Below are 19,233 nucleotides of genomic sequence, written 5' to 3' on the forward strand. Positions count from 1 at the left end.
TCAATTTTTCGCCCGTAGGCCTGGTTAACTTGTATGATCAATTTCCCCATAACGTGGGGTCATTGCCTTTGCTTTTCCGCCATTCATTTCTCCACCGGTGAAAATCGCCGATGTTGATGAGGGGCTTGGGCGCCCTGGCTTCCTTGCCTGGTATGGGCGGCACGGCGGTGGCTTCACTCTGGTACCAGTAGGCTACACTGGCCAGATCCAGCGTCAGTACGTTGTTGTGGCCGTGCTCTATGGTGAATTTAAACGACTTGTTGAAGTATAGCGGGTCGGTGATGTGAAAGCGGTACAAATGTGTTCTGCCCAGCCATCCCATGTCGTTATTCACGCGCGGGTAACCGAAGTAGGCGTGCTGAAAAATGTTCTTCGGACAGAAAGCGGTGTTAAAATAATCTTCCGTGCCTGTGCCGTGAAGCGTTGCTGAAGGGGAACCGTCAATGTAGATCATGTCGTCGCCCTCACCATACCATACCGGGGTAGGGCAATGCACATAATAGTTTACGCCTACAAAATGGCCCTTACCTTTTATGTCGGCAAATACGTAGTTGTCCTTGCCGGTAGTGTTGTTTCCTGTTTTACCGAGAATGCCCCATTCATTTTCACCGCCATCCCCCGCGGAACCGGCCAGCTGTTTATTGTACCAGCTGTGAAAGCGTCCCGAGTTAGCGGGCAGCTTGTCCATAGCCACATAATCCACGTAATAATAAAAATTGTCGATGGGCCGGCCGGCCTGGTTCTCTATTTCTATTTTTGCGCCGTTGGCAAAAGGCATGCTGAAATAGCAGACCAGCCCCTTACCCCTGTCTGGCCCGGCAATCAGCGGCAGGGAGTTGAATTCATAGGCTTCACCCCATCCCTGCCCGAAGAAAGGGCCTATGGGCGATACTACGGAAGGTTCCGCCTTACCGTCCCAATACATCCTGATAATAATATCATTCCGGTTCAGCGCACCCGGCTCGGGCGCCATGGTAATCCAGATATGATTGATGATGCCAGCGCCTTTCACGTCGAAGATGATCTTCTTTTCATCTTTTTCTATGCGGAGAAAATCATCGTTGCCACCGGTCCTGTCGTAGCTGCTGACCCGTTTGGAGGTCATACCCTGTTGGATCTGCGACAGCGCGGCCAGGTCGCTGGCGGGTGTTTGCGCCTGCGCGTATATGGCGCACAGGCATATGAAAATGATTATTATTCTTGCTTGCATGTATTTTTTATTTACGCATCATTGATTCAATAACGGTGTTAGCCGGTTTACCGATCGCGGAATTTTTGGTCAGATCCCAGAAATTTTCCCGCTGCTGTATCTGCGCCTGTGTGGTAACGATCCAGCTTTGGATCCATCCGGTGAGTGTGCACCATGCGCCCCAGCCTGCGTCGGAGTTGGATGCCCAGTAGTCCCATCGTCCGTAGTCAAAAGCCCTGAACCAGGCGCCATCCACATCTTTGTGCTTTTCACTCTGCACCTGTATCCTTGTCAGAAAATCAGAGAGCTTATTGGCGGCATCGCGGTACTTTTTATCGCCGGCTGCCGCTGCAGCCTCATTGAGGCTGAACACCGCAAAATTGCAGGTATACAGCATGCAGGCTACTTTTTCACCGTTGCGGAATATCAGTGATCCTTCATCTGAACCATAGTCTTCATTTTTTTTCAGCTCCCTGAACATGCCTTTGCCTTTGCCCAATTCCTCCATGATGGCGCCACTCTCATCCTGGTATTTCAATATTTCATTGACCATTTTATCCAGCCATTCGCGGTGCTCCGGGGTATCTTCCACTCTCACCAGCCAGGCCAGTGGCAGTATCATGCGGGCGCGCTGGGTTTGCATGCTGCTGCCCCAAAGCCATTTATCGGGATAACCTTCCATCGTGATCCGGATGGCTTTTTTTGTCTGGGATAAAAGCGGTTCGTATTTCGTTTTATCGTACAACCACAGGTAACAGGCCCACATCCAGGATTCAAAATGCGGGGAAATGTGAATGAGATCACGCTGCTGGTAGAACGGCAGACCGTTTTTGATAATATCCCCTTCCTCCAGCCGCTCTCCGCGGAAACCCAGTTTGCCGGTGGTCCTGAAGTTGCCCATGATGGCTTCCGCCAGCTCCTTATCCCAATTACCCTTGTTGAGATACGATGCTGCACCAATGGCGCCGAGGATGGCCCGGGAATTATCGTCGCCGTAGAATGTGCCGGCGTTAGTAGTTGCCCAGCCGATAAGGCCGTAAGCAGGGCTGGCAGGATCGTTTTTAGCGCCTGCACGCAGATTGGAGGTATGGAACATAAAATCGATCAGGCGGGTCGATTTGTCCTTATAAGTTTGATTGTTGAACAGCCGTCCTGCAGCCGCCAGCGCCATACTGGCTTCGCCCTGTACATCAGCGCGCATCCAGTAGCGGTATTGCTGACTGCCGTCGTAATAAATGGTGGAGGTATGCCCTTCAATAATGCCCAGGCTACCATCGCCATCAGGTTTACCTGCGGGTACCGGCGGACCTACCGGTGTAGTGCCGTTCCTGCCATCATGTTCGAGCCAATACACCTTCCAGGCAGGATGTATAAAAAAGCGGCCGTTATCAAACCACGCCGCGCCTTTGCGAATGCTGTTAAGGCGCGCGCCGGCAGGCAGGGATGCTGTTTTGTTATACATCGGGCGCACATCTTCTTCCCACTTATTCAGTGTGATGTTTTTTATGCCGGTGATCCTGGAAAGTATGTAGGCCCACACTGATTTCATGGAGGCCTGGGGCCCGTAACGCCCTGTCTGGAAATTACTCAGACCTGTCATACAAACCAGTGCATTGTCCCGTTCAAACAGCAAGGGATATGTTTTGGTACCGGCCAGCCCGTACTCCGCTTTATCAAATCCCACCACTTTTGCCAGTACTATCAGCGGGTTGCCGGCGGTAACGGGCAGAATGTGGCAGTTGTGAATACCCAGTAAACTCATAGGCGCCAGCTCATCACCGAAAACATCTGCGGTAATAACGCCGCGTTCAAATTTTGTTTCAAGGGGCTTTGCAGGAATATCGAGGCCGGGGAATGATACAGGATATTCTATATAAAGCCGCAGCGATTTTTTGCCTGCTTCATCCAGCAGCTGGCGCGTAATGCGGTTCACCGGGTCTGCCTGCGGATAGTTACTTCCCAGTATTAAAACCCCTGCTCCCTGTGGCGCGGCTTTCACCGCGGCTTCCGGCGTGCTGTACTTCCGTATGGTAAACCCCTCGCGCTGCAGCAGCCGGTACAGATCGTTCCGCACATTGCCATAGAAATAAACTTCCCTTCCTTTTTCTGCATGGGCCGTAAGCCCTGTACCAAGCAGGATGTATATCCAGAGAAAAATTGTTGCCTTTATTGTCTTCATATCAATTAGTTATTGGAATGTATGTAGCAGATAATGCTGCCAGCAGCCGTTGCGCTTCCGCAATAATGAGTGCTTCCGCTTCTTTTCCCAGGTAAGACCATTTGCCCGGGCCGGTTTCATAACCGCCTTCTTCAAATGCCTTTTCAGTAGGCACATAACCGATGGTGTTCTCTGCATATGCTGCTACGATGGTGTGTTCAAAAGGCGAATTCCGTTCAATGGCAAAAGCGATTGCTGTAAAGGGCTCACCGGGAATGAATACCAGGGCGAGGGAGCCGATGGCAATAGCATTGAACCTTGCAAGGGCCTCTGCAGCCTGCGTTACGCCTGCTTCCGGTCTCACAGGCAGCTGCATTTCGCTGTGTATATAACGGAATGCGCCGGCGCACAACACGCCCCGCTCCTGCCCTGCCAATGCGGCCAGCGCCTTGCCATGCTGTTGCGCATATACCTGCCCGCCGGACACGGTGGGAGGATTGATATCGCCTGCTGCCCCATTCAGGAAAAGCGGCATGCCGTGCTTACCGGATGCTTCCAGCGCTAAACACATTTCACCCGGAAACTCTGCGGAAATATGCGGTATGCACATTTCATGTACTGGGTGGCAAACGGCGTGTACCAGCGTAGCTATGACATCACCGCTATCAGCTTCTAACGTTACCGCATACACGCGGCGGTCAACAGGCTCCCTGCCAAGCAGCTCCGGTGTTATAGGCTGCATGGCATCAGACATCATTATCCCTTCCGGTGTTGGAATGCGGCGTTGCAGGGAATAACCTTCCAGCCTGGCAACAGCCACCGATGCATGGCAGGGCTGCGCTGCCGCAGCTGCCTGCTGAATGGCTTGTTTGACCTGCTGCTGCACACCTGCCAGCCATTGTTTATAAACCGGCGTGCGGTACAGGTCTGATAAAGCCACTGATTCCGGACCGTTATGTGTATGCGTGCAGGTGATGATGATCCTGTCCGGCGGAATAGTATCAGACAGTTCTTTTTTGAACTGCTGCCATCCGCCAACCGCTGTATCGTTTAGCGCCAGCAGATCCAACGACACCACTGCCACCAGGTCCTTCAACGTGCCCAATACCAGTACACGGGCTTTCAGCGGCAGCCTTACTGATTGAAAAGGTGCATACAGCCCGTGTACAGAGGAAGTGAGCAAACCCACTTCCAGCGGCGGTGTAATGTCTGTTACCGAAGTGCCGGCCAGTAATTGCAATGGTTCCATATGATTGCTAAGCGCCTTGTTTTTTTACCCAGTTAAGCGATTGCTGCCAGAAGGCATCATAGCTGTCCCACAGCTCAAAATTTAAACCCCAGTGCGGTGCGGGATCAGACATATAAGTAAGAATGCGGCCTTTCCCATATTCTCCTGCCACTACCAGCGGATCACCGGTTTCTTTCACACGTACCAGCACTTCCCCTTCAGGTTTGGCGGTTACCTCGTTATAACCGAAGATCGGTGGAAAGGTATCCCAGCTCAATCCTTTTACGGCCGGATGACTGGGCACCAACAGCTCTGCTGTGAAGCCGGCAGAAGATTCAACCAGGTCTTCTGTAGCAAGGCACTGCACAGGTAACGCATTAGAGAAAGAACTTCTTCCCCAGCCGCCTTTACCGAATGCACCGCTGAATGACAGCCAGCCGCCAAGCATTAACAAGCCGCCGCCGTCTGCGATCCAGTTTTTAATAGTGGTAAGCCGGTCAGGGAAAGTAACCACTGTATCTTTCCGCTGCGCACGGTCAAAAAAGCTGGGGAACAGGTGAAAACATTTTGCTTCCACATCGCTGATAATAAGACCGGTTGAAGTGTCCAGTATTTCTTCAAGCCTGCCGGGCTGCATGCGGTACAATTCCCAGTTGGCCATGCTGGTTACATCCACCACCGGATCAATGGCTTTTACCAGTCTTTTTCCATAAAAGTGCAGGTCTGCATCTTTAGTTTCCGTTCCAAAAGGTGTTTCAATAAATAGCGGTCCCACGCTGAATACCCAGTCGCCCAGGTAAAGAATGTGCTCCCGTTTTACGTCCGTCGTTTGTTTCATGTTTTATCTGATTTTATAATTAATTCATGTTGTTCATGACCGGTTCTTCCTCTTTTACGGTTATGGGCAAAGCATTATCCGCTGCCCGCAACGCCAGCACTGCCAGGTATTTTTCCGCCAGTTTCCAGAAAATAATAAAGGTGATGACCGCTGCTGCAACAGTCAGTATTCCTTCGGGATACCGCGCAAACCATGCGTGGGTAAGCCCCAGCATGAGCAGCGATACAGACACAGTTCCCAGGGCGGCGATGAATATGCCGCGGAATACCAGCTTGAACGAGCCGGCAGGGCCTTGTTTGTCCAGTGTTTTGTAGGGCGTCCAGCAGCCCAGCGGATGCGCCCTGACGTAAAATTTACGCAACAGCTCATCCGGATCGGGTTTGGTAAGCAGCGCCACGGCAACCCACAATACGGTAGTGAGGCCCATTACCAAAAGTGTTTGCCAGTACCAGGGTATCACTAAACTGTTTGCCCAGGGAACATCCAAAAAAGCCAGTAACCTGGGGCCTAACACCACCAGACAAAAAATACCCGCACCACCAAAGGAAGCGGTTACGCGTGCAGGACCATTGAAACGCCACCACCACCATTGTGCCCAGTTGGCGGGCAGCTCTGCGGCGCTGAGAGAGAGCATAAAAATGGCCACATCTGTAATAATAAGTACATTGAACACAACGGCAACTGACAGGGCAAGAATGATGATCATGCCCAGTTTTCCCATCAGCATGTAATGGCTTTCTTTTGCTTTGGGTACAAGCCAGCGGCGGTAGATGTCGCTCACCAGCACCTGGCTGCCGAAATTGAGATTATCGCCTACAGTAGACATGGTGGCGGCCAGCATGGCGGCTACCATCAATCCCATAGCACCCACGGGCAGCAATGTTTTCATTAACCTCCCGTACACCAGCTCCCGGTCAGCACCGGCCTCCCGCAATTCAGGCCACATCACCGCCGCACTGATGCTGGGTAATGTAACGAGCAATAGCAGCAGGAACATGCTGATAGCTGTAACCACATACATGGTCAGCGCTTCTGCCGGTGTGCGCGTGGAAAGAATGCGCTGCCCTTCCATGGCCCCGCCCATGGGAGCCGCATCTCCGCCGTAGCCGATGCTTTGTCCCAGCAACCATCCCAATGCAGCTGCAAGGGGAAACACCGCATGATCTTTAGGTGGTATGGAGCCCAGTATCTCCGCACCCGAGGGGCCGAACTTAGTGCGAATGGCGGTTACCATTGCCTCAGCGCCGCCGAAGTGCCGGAGCGTAAGCCAGGCCAGCATTAATGTGCCGATGAGAAAAATGATCATCTGTATAAAATTCGAGATCACCACGCCCTTGTATCCTGAAGAGAATACAAAAAGAAGTGAAACCGGCACTACGAGATATAATGTTTCCAGTTTGGAGAGGTTAAAAGCCGGTCCCATGATCTTACAGGCAGCCAGCAGTGTAATGCCCGTCCAGGCAGGCATGGCCACCATGGAAGTACGGATGGCAATCCAGAGCCGCATGGCGGCAGCGGCGCCTTTCGGGAAACGCAGATCATAAAATTCAAGGGTAGTGAACAGGTTAAGCCGGCGCCAGAAAACGGCAAACAATACGCCTCCAAGAAAAAGCGCCAGGCCAAACCGGCTGAGGTACCACCAGCAAATGAAGCCGCCGGTGGCCACTGCCAGGCCGCCGTAACCGGTTGCTGCATCAGGGCTCACCAATGCTGCCGTATAGGAAATACCGTTTAGCCAGCCGGGTATTTTACGGCCTCCCAGGAAAAAATTATCCATGCTCTTGTTGGCGAAACGGCGGTGCCAGAACCCTATGCCAAGCATGAGCAAAATATAGATCCCTACTATCCAGATGTCTATTTGGTGCCAGTTCATATGTGATCCCGGTTTATTAGAGAATGCCTTTTAATCGTTGTGCGAGTGGCGCCAGCGGCGGCAGGTTGTTCTCCGGTTTGTCCAGGTAGAAATAGGCTGTGGCGGAATAATTGTCCACGCGGTAAAAATTCACCCATTCGTCTGCCGGAAACCTGTCGTCCATCAGATCAGGATACGCAGGCTCCTCCAGCAGTTTTATCAGCCCGTTCTGCGTCATCACGGAAACAGGTTTTACTTTACCACCTGCTTTTGCTATAGCCCTGATCTTGTCCCTTCCGCCGCCGCCCATTTGCTGTATGGTCACTTTACAATCCGTCTGGAAGTAAACGGGATCAGGAATGTGATAGCGGTAAAATGCATACTGTCCTTTTTGTTTATCAACAATAGGCGCACCCTGGTACAGATGTGCAAAAGGACCAAGGTTCCATGCAGAGCCTACGTAATCTTCAGTACCGGTGCCAACAAGCGAGGGATATTGTTTGTCACCATCCAGGTACATTTTTATCTCCCCTTCGCCAAACCAGGTATCGCCGTAGATCTTGTCCGGGATGATGCTCAGGTTAGTGCCTAAAAAACGCCCCTTGCCTTTTACCTGCGGCAGTATTTCAAAGTCATTCCCTGGCATGCTGTCTGTACTGCTGGTCCAGCATGCATGGAAATACGCGATCTCCTGCGGATGCTTTTTCACTTTCGTCAGGTTCACATCAAAAAACAGCAGCTGATTGTGTTTGGACTCATTCACAAAAACGATCTTCGCATGTTTTTTAAAAGGCATTGGAATAAAACAGTTAAATGATTTGCCTTCAGGGTCGGAGAACAGCGCACTTTGAAAAGCTGTTCTGCGCCCCAGCCCTATGCCAAAGAAATCTCCCAGGGGCACTGACACCGCAGGTTTGGCGGCGCCGTCCCAGTACATTTCAATATAAATGGAACGGAGCGAAGCCGGGCTTCTTTCGATAATGGTCATCCATATCCGGTTGATCACTCCTGCCCCGTTGTAATCCATCATTACTTTCCGTTCGCCTGCCTTTATCCATTCTGATGCGTGCCCTTTTGCGCCTTTGTTTTCCATGCCGCCCTTTCCTTTTGTACCGGAAGCATTCTCCAGGCTTACCCATTGCGTTTCAGCACCCGCAGGCAGCTCGTATAGTTGCTGCGCATGTGTGGTTTCGAAAAAAAAGCAGCATAGCAACAACATGCACCCGCTGTTGAATAATTTTGCCATTTGTATTTGTTGTTTGATGATAGCTTACCAGCCTGGGTTCTGCACCAGGTTCCTGTTCTTTTCAAGCTCACGCTGCTGAATGGGCCACAGATAATGTTTCTTTTCAAACACTCTTTTCTCCACCACTTTTCTTACATAAAAAGCGTCGCTGGATATGTTGTAGCCGTCCGTAAGCACATCCAGGCCATAAATGTTTGCGTTGTCTGTCTTCTCGGCGATCTTCCAGCGATGCTCATCAAAATAGCGGTGTGTTTCAAAGGCCAGCTCTATCCGCCGTTCATGCCGGATCCTTTCCCGCATATCTGACTGCGAGAGGCCCGGAGACAGGCCCGGCAAGCCTGCACGGTCGCGGATCAGGTTCACGTATTTATATACATCCGGCAAGGGCCCCTGTGCTTCGTTCAATGCTTCGGCATAGTTGAGGTACTGCTCACCCAGGCGAAAAAATATCCAGGTTCTGATGGGCCCTGCTTTGGGCTGCATAACGTACGAGGGGTTCGTTAGTTTTTTCATAAGATACCCTGTTTCGCTGAAATTTGCACCAGCGTCGAACGGCCGGCCGTCAATTCCTCCTTTCCAGAATTCCAGCGGCGTGCTCCTGTTCTGCGGAGGGCCGGTTTTAAACTTTGCGCCCGTGAAATTGATGCTGGCATAAAAACGGGGCTCCCGGTCTACATACATTCCGCGGGTACCGGCATAATAGTGATCGGTGGCGGTAACAGCCTGAGTATTCTCATTATAGCCGGAAAGCGGGTTGATAACAGGCGTCATGTCTGCATTATATCCCAGGATGGGGCGTATGCCATTCGCCATTTCATAATCATCCACAATATTCTGTGTAGCATCCTGCAAAGGCCAGCCGGCGCCGGCCATTCCTCTGGGTTCGCTATAGGCGTCTATGTTCAGATAATCGGGATCATTGCTGGTAAAAAATACTTCCTCGTTAAAATTAATGTAGAATACCTCCTGGTAATTTTTTACAGGATCGGCGCCTGAGCGGTGCAATTTATGTCCGGCAGATTCCGCCAGGTCTATACAGGCTTTTGCTGCCGCGGCGGCGGCCTCCCATCTCGCTGCCTGAAAATCCGGGAACAGGCGCATGCCTTCTTTGTCTTTAAAGGAGGCATAATCCGGATTGCCGTTCCACAACGGACTGGCCATATATAACAGCGCCCTGGCCTTCAGCGCCATACAGGTCACTTTAGAGGGTTTACCGTAATCAGTAGTGGCCGTTATCCTCAGCGGCAACAGCGCGGCGGCCTTGTCGCATTCACTTACAATAAACTCCACACACTTTTCAATGGGCTGGCGTTTAAAAGCTGTGAGGTCTTCATCCAGCAGCAGCGTTCTGTCTATTATCGGTACGGGGCCGTAAGCCCTGATCAGGAAAAAATGATGAAGCGCACGCAGGAACATGGCCTCTCCTTTCCAGTTAGTGATCTTGTCTTCCGTTGCCAATTCGGATGGCACCAGCTTGCCGATGTTTTCCAGGAATATATTCGCTTTGCGGATGGCAATGTAGCTTTGCGACCAGATATCCTGCACATACGAATCAGCATTCCAGTTACCGTTGTTCATGGCGTTGGTGAAGTTGGGCTCATAGCTGATCTCCAGCTCATCTGAGGCGGCATTGAACGCATTATTCACCGCGCATCCCACACAGGGGTTATCCACCATCGCCAGCTCTTTCGGAAGGTGTGAATAGATATTGGCAAGGTATTGTTCGGCGAAAATAGCGTTGGTAAATACCTGCTCCTGTGTCAGGTCTTCATCCGGTGTTTTCTCCAGGTAATCCTTTTTACAGGATGGCGTAAAAAGCAGTACTGCGGCCAGCAGGAGAATGATATATGAGTTCATGATACCTGATTTAAGTTGACTAAAAATTAGCTTCCAGCCCGAAATTGTAGTTCCGCGGAATAGGATAACCGCCTGTGCCGAAATCCGATTCAGGGTCGATCACCTTGATCTTATCCCAGGTAGCGAGATTGGTTCCCTGCACAAATACCCGGATGCTTTTCAGCGCTGCTTTTTTGGTGAGGTTCACGGGAATGGTGTATCCGATCTCCGCGTTCTTGATCCGCAGGTAATCGCCGCTTCTTTGCCACAGGGTGGAACCGGTGTAGTTGTTGGTACTGCCTGCTCTTACTGCCGGAAATTCCGCCTGCTCATTATTACCGCCTACTATAAAACGTTTATCATACACCTGCTGCATTACGTTGTAATAACCGGCCTGACCGGAAAAGGCCCAGGCGGTCCAGCCCTGCGTGAAAAAGAAATCACGGCGGGCTGCTCCCGTAAAGAAGATGGTGGCATCAAACCCTTTCCAGGCCCCTGTAGCCCCAAAGCCGTACATGATCTGCGGCTCGGAGCCGTAGCTGCCGATGATCACACGGTCTGCTGAAGTGATCTGTCCATCTTTATTAATATCCTCGTATTTAATATCGCCAGGGCGGATCACAGACTGTAATGCGGTTTGAGAAGGGCTGTTATCTATATCCCGCTGGTCCTGGAAAAAACCCAGTGCGCGGTAGCCCAGGTTAGCGCCAATGGAGCTTCCCCTGAAGTCCTGGTAAGGATATAGCGATGGCGGAGCATCATTTTCAATGATCCTGTTTTTTGCAAAGGTGAAGTTGCCGGTGAAGGAATAATAAAACCCGCCTTTGGAGGTGTTCCTGAGCTGTAAGGTGGCTTCAAATCCTTTGTTCTCAGTGATGCCCACATTGGCGAAGGGCACCGTGCCACCAGGGTAACCTGCATAAATAGGGATGGTTTTCCGTTCCAGCAGCTGCCCTTCGCGGCGCTCGTGGAAAACGCTGGTGGACAATGTAATCCTGCTGTCGAACATTTCGAGATCAAATCCAAGGTCTGTTTTATAAGCTGTTTCCCAGGTTACGTTCATATTCCCGATGCGTGCCTCGCTTTTACCACCGGGATCACGGTTCTGGTCCAGGCCAAACACATAACCCGGGGCCGACTTGTTATAAGTGCTCTGGTACAGAAAACGCGCTCCCCCGATCCGGTCGTTGCCCACAATGCCGTAGTTGCCCCTTAGCTTGAGCAGGTTCACTACGTTCTTGTTCCAGAATTTTTCGTTGGATACTATCCAGCCTGCGCCAATGGCCGGGAAAAGGCCATACCGCTTGCCCTTGGGAAAGTTCTCGGAACCGTTATAACCCGCGCTCAGCTGCAGCAGGTACCTGTAGTTATAATGGTAGGTAAGGCGGCTGATAAGGCCCTGCCGCCGCTCGGGAAGGTTCTCAATAGAATTGCCGGCATTAACGTTGGTGAATTCCCTTCTTTCTGCCGTGAGCATACCCGTTACATGATGATCACCGAAAGCGCGTTCATAATCGATCCCCACCTGCGCATACATGGTTCTGTAGGTTTCATTCCGGTTGTAAAAACCCAAAGGTGATTCGGTAGACCATTGCTTATATGTTTCAGCGCCTGTTACAGGATCCTTTGCATAAGAATAGGTGGCCGGCGTCTTTTGCCGGATGTTCTGGGTAATGTCCACCACATCAAAGGCCACCAGGCCGCGGGCAGACAAGCCCCGTGTTACGTAGGAAAGGTCCCATTTGGCAGCGAGGTTGCTTACCAGCGTATTGTAGAATTGTTTGGTGTAGCCTGTTTGAGTGACCAGCGCGTATGGATTTAATTGCAGATCGCCAAAAGCGCCGGGCTGGCTGCCATTGGGATTTTTAACGGGGTAGGTATTCGGCGCCGTAAGCTTCAGGCCCATAAGGATCCTTCCGGCATCCGTACCCGGGAAGTTGGTATTGGAAATAATCCCTGAAAGACCTAATGCCAGTGAAAATCTTTTACTCAGCTTAACATCTATGTTCGACCTGAAATTGTAGCGTTTCAGGGCGGCGTTGGTCTTATAGCTGTTGGCAGGGTCTTCGTTATAAATACCTTCCTGTATGGTATAACCCAGGTTCAGATAATACTGCACGGTTTGCGTACCACCGGATACGCCCAGGTTATTCATCATTTGCCGGGTCCTTTTTTTCAATACCACATCGTACCAGTTCACATTGGGGTACATGTAGGGATCCGAACCGTCTTTATACTTCTGTATCTCAGCCGGCGAGAATTTTGGCGGTTCACCAACATTGGTAAGGGCTTCATTATGCAGTAACGCATATTCATACCCGTCAATATTATCTTCAATGCGCATGGGCACCACAATGGCGGCCTCTGACCTGAAGGTAACATTAGGTTTGCCCACGGCGCCCCTCCTGGTGGTGATCATGATCACCCCATTGGCGCCCCTGTTGCCGTACACCGCGGTGGAAGCAGCATCTTTTAGTACGGAAAAGCTTTCAATTTCCTGAATGTTCATGGTGGTCCAGTAATCCTGTAATTCGCGCTCCACGCCATCTACAATAATGAGTGGCTTATTGGTGCCGCTTTGCGATACCAGGCCGCGGATAAATACCTTCGCGGCATCATACCCCGGCTCCCCGGAGGTTTGCCGTGTAATGATGCCTGCCAGCTTTCCGCCGATGGCATTGGTAAGGGAAGGCGTGGAGTACTTCTGGATCTCCCTGGGAGACACAGAAGAAATGGCGCCAACCATGGTGATCTTTTTCTGCGTACCGTAACCTACTACCTGCACTTCGTTCAGCTTCCGGCTTTCTTCGTCGGGTATAAGTTTTACGGTAATGGTCCTTTGATTGCCTGCTTTGATGGTGGTGTTGTAGTAGCCCGTAAAACTGACTATCAGCGAGTCCTGCTCATGCTCCACTTCGATCATGAACTTGCCGTTCACATCGGTGGTTGTGCCTTTAGAGGTGCCTTTAATGCGCACGGATGCACCTGGCAAAACCGCATCGTTTTCATCGGTGACCGTACCGGATAACACAAAAGAGCGCACCTGTGCAATGCCCGGGTGCCCCGCATCCGTGGCATTGTTACGGGCAGTGGCTTTAAGAGCAGCCGGCGCCATACTGCAGGTGAGCAATAACACTGCATAAGGAGTGAAAAACCAGGCGGCAGAAAGGTACCTGCCAGCCGTTTTTCCGAACAAATGATGGGTGAACCTGGATCCCGTGGAGAATTGCATAAATAATAGGTTTAAAGGGTTCGGCGTTTGTTCAATTTTTGCGTAACGTGAAAACATGAAAGCCCGTGGGCCGGCTATAGGTCTTATCCTTCCTGCAGGAACTTACGTTGCTTCATAGCATCATCCGGCTATGGAGATTTCTGGCTGATATGGGCGCTGTGCCTGTGAATGGATCACCGGCGCAACGCTGCATTACGGTCAATAAACGACTATTTATCTGAAAAATGACTACGTATTCAAAAAATAAAAAGACAAAAAAAATCTACTTCCTGGATTTTACGGTGTTGCGCACTACCAGGTGTCCTTTCATCATCACGATCTGTGGTTCAGCATTCGTATCACCGATCTCATTCACCAGCAGCTCAACGGTAGTGTCTACCATTTCTTCCAGCGGCTGTTCCCAGGTTGTAAGGGAATAGGAAGGCCATTCGGCCATACGGATATTATCAAAACCTACTACAGACACATCTTCGGGGATCCTGAGGCCGATAGTTCTGATAGCATCCATTACACCCAGGGCTATAATATCATTGCCGCAAAAGATGCAATCAATGTTTTTATTCCTGGTCATCAGCTCCTGGGCGGCTTTAAACCCGCTTTCGAAAGTATAGTTACCTGGTTCTATCATGAGATTGGTGATACTTCTCTCCTGCAGTACTTCTTTAAAGCCCTTTAACCGGTCGATGGTGGTGGAGGTATCAGAAGGGCCGGAAACAAAAGCGAATGACTGGTGGCCCAGCTCCACCAGGTAGGTGGCGATCTGTTTGGCGGCCAGGTAGTTGTCGCAGAATACGGCGCTGCTTTCCAGCTGTTCGGTATACCGGTTGAACAGTACGACCACAATGCCGTGGCGTTTGAATTTTTCGGAAGCAGAGGAGGATAATAAGGCATCCGTGATGATAACCCCTTCTATATTATATTCCAGCAGCTGCGTGACCTCACTTTCCTGTATTTCTTCGTTTTCTGAATTGATAAAGATAAGATGGTACCCCAGGGCTGAAAAACGGTTATGAAAGATCTCCAGCACTGCGGAGTAAAAGGGATTCCGGATGTTGCGCATCACGATGCCGATCATCATGGTTTTGCGCGTGATAAGGCTCCTGGCATGCGCATTGGGCTTATAGCCCAGCTTTTCTGCCGCCGCAAGTATCTTTTTCCGCTTTTTCTCCGACACATTTGTGTTGCCTGCAAAAACCCTGGAAACAGTAGACTGTGAAACGCCTGCTACTTCCGCTACATCCTGTGAAGTGTAATTCTTTTTTTCCAAGGGTTGCTTTTTAACGGGAATGAAAAAATGAATGCGTATTCATTTTCACAAATATAATTGCCTTTTTGAGAAAAAAAACAAAATTTTAAAAAAAAGATAAAGGGGATACTTTTTTAGCGATGCATTGCCTGGCCGGATCGTCCGGAACTCATTTTTATTCAAATTATCTTTACTGCTGTATTCATATTCATTCTCAGGTGCTCATCCCCTATCAGCCGGCTCACTGTTATCTTACTCACATTATTCCCAATTGCCTGAAAACTTCCATCGTAATTTCCTTCCTGCATTTTCCAAAATCCGGGTTCGGCACGCTTCTATCTTTTATCAACCTTGTCGCGAAGAAATAAACATGCTCCCCGCGTTCCACATAACCGACCCACCACCCGGTGTCCTTACTATGGTCCCTTGTCCATCCTGTTTTTGCCCTTAATGTATAATCCGCCGTTTTTTGCTCGATCATCATATCCTTGAGTATCTTAAAGGACTCTTTCCTGAAGGGCAACGATTCTTCATATACACCAATTAATACTTCAATCTGGTTCACAGGCGAGATCGCGAGATTCCCGAAATTCCAAAAATCGTCATCATTTACAGAAAGGTCCACATTGCCGTATTTACTGGCAGTCAGATAATCTTTATATTTGGGTTTACCTATCTTCTTTGCCAGTTCCACATACGCCCAGCCGGCTGAAGCCTTGAACGCTTCTTTCATGCTTATGTCATGATAAATATCCGGACGATAACCATATTTGACGGTATCTGTCCATCCGGGCCATTGAATGATCTGATTTTCATTCGCGATAACACCCGATTCAAGCGTAATCAGTGTATTTATTATTTTGAAGGTCGATGCCGGCAGCGTAGGGATATGACTGTCATTGATATCACTTGATATCCGCTTTTTTTCCTTGTAGTCAAACAATGTGATGCTGCCTTTAATCTGGCAATCTTCAAATGGTTGGGCAAGATTGATCTGCCCGGCAGACCGGATAGCTGCCATACTGAATAAGATGAGGAATATGAGCTGTTTTATCATAACCGTAAAAGATACGAACTGAATTTTTTCTTAAACGGTTATGATCGACGAATATTACAATACAGTCCGCAATCTGCCCGATTTAAACATCAATTAGAGAGCATGATCCGGAAAATGTGGTTGTGATGACTTATTGTACTCAGCAGATCATTAATAACCTATTCTGTCCGGATCTTTCCTTTGGTGCACGGTGAAGTCAAGGAGGAACCTGACTTTCAGGATGATCAACCGCCAACCTGCATAGGTGACCGAGGCCTAAGCTTATTGGACGCGCATCAGGTTTAGCTTCATAGTGCAGATCAAAAAAATGTTCACTTAAGAATGATTCAAAACCTTCCTCTGCTCCATGATATATTTTTTTGAGCTCATCACGTATTTCCGGAATAAGCACTTTCTTTTGGCCTTGTGAATTTGGCAATATTTCACTGGACGCACCATAGTAGGTGCATAAAAAGGTATCGGTTGGTATGGGAGAGCGATCTACATGAAAGGAATAAACATCGGTTGGAAAAAACGGGTAGGTATTATCCCGGTCATAATAGCTGATCACATTAAGGATGGGCGATGCGCCATGAGCTTTCAATACCTTCAGGTCATTTAAAAGAATTTCACGGGCAAGCTGCCCTTGTTCACTCAACTGAAGCTCACGAAGCTCCTCCGGTTCAATTTCCGTTATATTTCCGCTTAGCTCTACCTTTTTAATAATCTCAGAAAAATCACCTGTTAGCTCACGAGTCCAGCAGATCGCATTAATTTCTCCATTAAATGGTGTAGCAACAAGATCCTGAAAACTCGCGACATACTGAATCTGTTTCTCAGCATGATATAAATCTATCATAATAGCTAATTAAATAACACTTCATCTGCAAACACCCATCCCCTGCTTCCCTTGCCAGGGTGCCAACCGGGTATTTTTACCAAAGGATCCATTACCAGCTTCACACAGGAAACATTGGTAACCGGAAAGGTACCTGCTATTTCCATGGCGGCAGCAGGATCGTTCTTCTTCCCTGCTGCGGGAAAAATCCTTTTCAGCAGCTTCAGGTGCTTAACATCTGTACCACCCCATATTTCCAGTTTTGCGGGAGGGAAAATGTACCCGTTAATATTCCGTAAGATACCTACTGAAACTGACTGCAGGGGTATGGGCTGTTTAAATAGCAGCATGGCTACCATAGGCTCTTTTACATAACCCAGCCATTTCTGATTGCCCTGGTCTGCTCCCCCTTTCTGCCCGTCGCATAGCGTTTTGGCGCCTGCGCCGGCATAAGTTCCATCGGGTTGCGTGAGCAATACCACACTGTCAGGGGTATACGAAGATCTGTAAAAATTGAATTGCACCGGGTCGCTCGCATACCAGCCCTTTTTGCAGGCAATGGCACGGATAGTAGTGTTGGCTTGCAGCAGCAGGCTATCTTTAAACAGGGGCGAGCTCACACTGTCTGGTACCGACCCATCGGTTGTATAGCGGATCTCCACCCCTTTAATGGGATGCTTCAGCAATAGCTGGGTAGTATTGCGGAAAACCGGCATTGTATTCACCAACAGCGGCTGATTCAGTTTTAGCGGTTGTTTACCATCATCTGTAAATCCCCTGATAATAGCCACTGTTTTAAATGCTGCCGGCAGCTGATCCAGCTCGGCAGCAGTGAGCGCGGTATTCCACAGGTACAGCTCTTTCAATGCAGGCATTGTTTTCAGCACCTGCAGCTGCTGCAAGGTAACCGGGGTGCCCGACAGTGAAAGGCTTTCCAGGTGTGGCAGCTTTACCAGGGCGGGCAGCGTTTGGCCCTTTATGTTAGTAAAGCTCAGGTTCAGTACCCGCAGCTCGGGAAACTGTGCTATGATGTTCAGATCTGCATCCTGCACCGGCATTTTCTGCAGGTGCATTTCTATGATCTGTTTTTTCAGCGGCAGCAGCTCTTCGATCGATTTACTATTAAACCGGTCCTTATTATAACAGTTCACCACCAGTGGCGCTGCATTCAGCGCTACCGGATAAATAACGCGGTAATTATTGTTCAGCTTTTGCACCAGCTTTTCATCTGCCGCTGCAAATTGATAAACAGGGGCCGCTGATGGAGCAGGTTGTAACATAACAGCAGCCAATAAGCGCAGGCTGTCATGTACCGGCAATGCAGCTACTTTTGTTTTGAAATCAGCGCCGCCTTTGATCCAGTAATAAAGCAGGTCCGCTTCTTCCGGTGTGAGCTGTGGTTTGCCGGCAGGCGGCATATGTTTTTTCGCATCCACCGGTAAATGCAGCCGCTCTATTAACAGGCTTATTCCAGGTTTACCGGCCACAAACAGCTTCCCGCTCTTTCCTCCTTTCAACAGCTGCGCCGGCAGCTCCATTGCCAGCTCGCCTTTTGCCTTAGCTGCATTATGGCAGTTCATGCATTTTTCCTGCAGCACCGGCTTTACCAGGTGCTCATATATCAGCGCCTGGTCAAAAGGCACCTGCGGTCCTTTTCCGGCAGGGGTTACGGGTCCCAATACAAAGTTTTCGCCGTGCGTGATGTCTGCCCCGAAATGCCCGGTCACCACCAGCAACAGCGCAGTAATAAGCACCCCGCCTTTCTGTATTGCAGGCCGGCTTATACCCGGCCGGCCCAGCCAGTATAATAAAGAAGTGAGCCAGCACACACTTACGCCGCTCCATTTGTGCCATTGTAAAGTGCCGCTGCCATTATATCCTTCCTCACCGGATAAGAACAAGCCCATAATAACGGTAATGACTGCACTGAGCGCACCTGCAAGTAATAAAACGTTGGCCAGGTGCTGTTTCCATGCTTCAGCAGCTGGCTCACGCAGGCGGATAAACGTTAAAACGCCTGCTACCAGGATCAGCACAATAGGGAAATGCAGCAATAAGGGATGCATTCTGCCCAGTACCTGCAACCACGGCGGTAATACCACACGGTTGCCGAAGATCAGTAGGAAAAGGATAAAAATATTGCCTGCAAATAACAGGCTGCTGCCTGCGCTTTGCCATCTGGACGGCTGCTTCACTGTCATTATACGCTCCTCAGTTTACATGAATTGTTATCAACAACGATCTTAATCAGGCCATCAATCCGGGGATGACCTTACCGGCTACATCTGTAAGACGATAACGGCGCCCCTGGTGTTTAAAAGTTAATTTTTCGTGATCCAGTCCCATCAGGTGTAAGATGGTGGCATGAAAATCATGCACATGCACCGGGTCTTTCACAATGTTATACCCGAACTCGTCTGTTTCCCCGTATACAATGCCGGGTTTTACACCACCGCCGGCCATCCAGATGGAGAAACAGCGCGGATGATGATCACGTCCATAATTATCTGCGGTCATCTTACCCTGGCAGTAGT

General features: G+C 49.8%; 13 protein-coding genes. All 13 read right to left on the minus strand.

Annotated features, from left to right (window positions below):
* Nucleotides 1-37: 37 nt before the first annotated feature.
* On the minus strand, nucleotides 38-1,210 hold the full coding sequence (locus tag KVT36_RS23270) for a glycoside hydrolase family 172 protein (RefSeq protein WP_217605848.1): 1,173 nt from the start codon (nucleotides 1,208-1,210) through the stop codon (nucleotides 38-40).
* A 7-nt stretch (nucleotides 1,211-1,217) separates the two neighbouring features.
* The gene (locus KVT36_RS23275) at nucleotides 1,218-3,368 is read right to left on the minus strand and encodes a hypothetical protein (protein ID WP_254640165.1); all 2,151 of its coding nucleotides are present in this window, start codon (nucleotides 3,366-3,368) and stop codon (nucleotides 1,218-1,220) included.
* 1 nt (nucleotide 3,369) lies between these two features.
* Nucleotides 3,370-4,596 carry a hypothetical protein gene (locus KVT36_RS23280; protein ID WP_217605849.1) on the minus strand — a complete coding sequence of 409 codons (1,227 nt, stop codon included), beginning with the start codon at nucleotides 4,594-4,596 and terminating at the stop codon, nucleotides 3,370-3,372.
* Between the two features lie 7 nt (nucleotides 4,597-4,603).
* A complete protein-coding gene (locus KVT36_RS23285) occupies nucleotides 4,604-5,413 on the minus strand; it encodes a glutamine amidotransferase (RefSeq protein WP_217605850.1) in 810 nt (269 codons plus the stop codon).
* 19 nt (nucleotides 5,414-5,432) lie between these two features.
* Nucleotides 5,433-7,286, minus strand: a complete 1,854-nt coding sequence (locus KVT36_RS23290; protein ID WP_217605851.1) for a hypothetical protein — start codon at nucleotides 7,284-7,286, stop codon at nucleotides 5,433-5,435.
* 16 nt (nucleotides 7,287-7,302) lie between these two features.
* Nucleotides 7,303-8,511 carry a glycoside hydrolase family 172 protein gene (locus tag KVT36_RS23295; protein WP_217605852.1) on the minus strand — a complete coding sequence of 403 codons (1,209 nt, stop codon included), beginning with the start codon at nucleotides 8,509-8,511 and terminating at the stop codon, nucleotides 7,303-7,305.
* Between the two features lie 24 nt (nucleotides 8,512-8,535).
* A complete protein-coding gene (locus KVT36_RS23300) occupies nucleotides 8,536-10,368 on the minus strand; it encodes a RagB/SusD family nutrient uptake outer membrane protein (RefSeq protein WP_217605853.1) in 1,833 nt (610 codons plus the stop codon).
* A 19-nt stretch (nucleotides 10,369-10,387) separates the two neighbouring features.
* Nucleotides 10,388-13,579 (minus strand): TonB-dependent receptor, encoded by a 3,192-nt coding sequence (locus tag KVT36_RS23305; protein ID WP_217605854.1) that lies wholly within the window; start codon nucleotides 13,577-13,579, stop codon nucleotides 10,388-10,390.
* Nucleotides 13,580-13,841: 262 nt separating this feature from the next.
* The gene (locus KVT36_RS23310; RefSeq protein WP_217605855.1) at nucleotides 13,842-14,846 is read right to left on the minus strand and encodes a LacI family DNA-binding transcriptional regulator; all 1,005 of its coding nucleotides are present in this window, start codon (nucleotides 14,844-14,846) and stop codon (nucleotides 13,842-13,844) included.
* 235 nt (nucleotides 14,847-15,081) lie between these two features.
* Nucleotides 15,082-15,846 (minus strand): penicillin-binding transpeptidase domain-containing protein, encoded by a 765-nt coding sequence (locus KVT36_RS23315; RefSeq protein ID WP_217605856.1) that lies wholly within the window; start codon nucleotides 15,844-15,846, stop codon nucleotides 15,082-15,084.
* A gap of 232 nt (nucleotides 15,847-16,078) precedes the next feature.
* Nucleotides 16,079-16,720 carry a DUF1826 domain-containing protein gene (locus tag KVT36_RS23320; RefSeq protein ID WP_217605857.1) on the minus strand — a complete coding sequence of 214 codons (642 nt, stop codon included), beginning with the start codon at nucleotides 16,718-16,720 and terminating at the stop codon, nucleotides 16,079-16,081.
* A 5-nt stretch (nucleotides 16,721-16,725) separates the two neighbouring features.
* Nucleotides 16,726-18,900, minus strand: coding sequence for an FN3 associated domain-containing protein (locus tag KVT36_RS23325; RefSeq protein WP_217605858.1), 2,175 nt, complete (start codon nucleotides 18,898-18,900; stop codon nucleotides 16,726-16,728).
* A gap of 46 nt (nucleotides 18,901-18,946) precedes the next feature.
* Nucleotides 18,947-19,233: DUF1501 domain-containing protein (locus KVT36_RS23330; protein WP_217605859.1), on the minus strand; the 287-nt coding region annotated here is incomplete at its 5' end.

This window comes from Chitinophaga sp. GbtcB8, from assembly GCF_019091455.1.
Taxonomy (GTDB): Bacteria; Bacteroidota; Bacteroidia; order Chitinophagales; family Chitinophagaceae; genus Chitinophaga.

What these genes read in the sequence shown, in the direction of transcription:
- KVT36_RS23270 (WP_217605848.1), bottom strand. Translation starts at nt 1,210, where the DNA reads ATGCAAGCAAGAATAATAATCATTTTCATATGCCTGTGCGCCATATAC.
- KVT36_RS23275 (WP_254640165.1), bottom strand. Translation starts at nt 3,368, where the DNA reads ATGAAGACAATAAAGGCAACAATTTTTCTCTGGATATACATCCTGCTT.
- KVT36_RS23280 (WP_217605849.1), bottom strand. Translation starts at nt 4,596, where the DNA reads ATGGAACCATTGCAATTACTGGCCGGCACTTCGGTAACAGACATTACA.
- KVT36_RS23285 (WP_217605850.1), bottom strand. Translation starts at nt 5,413, where the DNA reads ATGAAACAAACGACGGACGTAAAACGGGAGCACATTCTTTACCTGGGC.
- KVT36_RS23290 (WP_217605851.1), bottom strand. Translation starts at nt 7,286, where the DNA reads ATGAACTGGCACCAAATAGACATCTGGATAGTAGGGATCTATATTTTG.
- KVT36_RS23295 (WP_217605852.1), bottom strand. Translation starts at nt 8,511, where the DNA reads ATGGCAAAATTATTCAACAGCGGGTGCATGTTGTTGCTATGCTGCTTT.
- KVT36_RS23300 (WP_217605853.1), bottom strand. Translation starts at nt 10,368, where the DNA reads ATGAACTCATATATCATTCTCCTGCTGGCCGCAGTACTGCTTTTTACG.
- KVT36_RS23305 (WP_217605854.1), bottom strand. Translation starts at nt 13,579, where the DNA reads ATGCAATTCTCCACGGGATCCAGGTTCACCCATCATTTGTTCGGAAAA.
- KVT36_RS23315 (WP_217605856.1), bottom strand. Translation starts at nt 15,846, where the DNA reads ATGGCAGCTATCCGGTCTGCCGGGCAGATCAATCTTGCCCAACCATTT.
- KVT36_RS23320 (WP_217605857.1), bottom strand. Translation starts at nt 16,720, where the DNA reads ATGATAGATTTATATCATGCTGAGAAACAGATTCAGTATGTCGCGAGT.
- KVT36_RS23325 (WP_217605858.1), bottom strand. Translation starts at nt 18,900, where the DNA reads ATGACAGTGAAGCAGCCGTCCAGATGGCAAAGCGCAGGCAGCAGCCTG.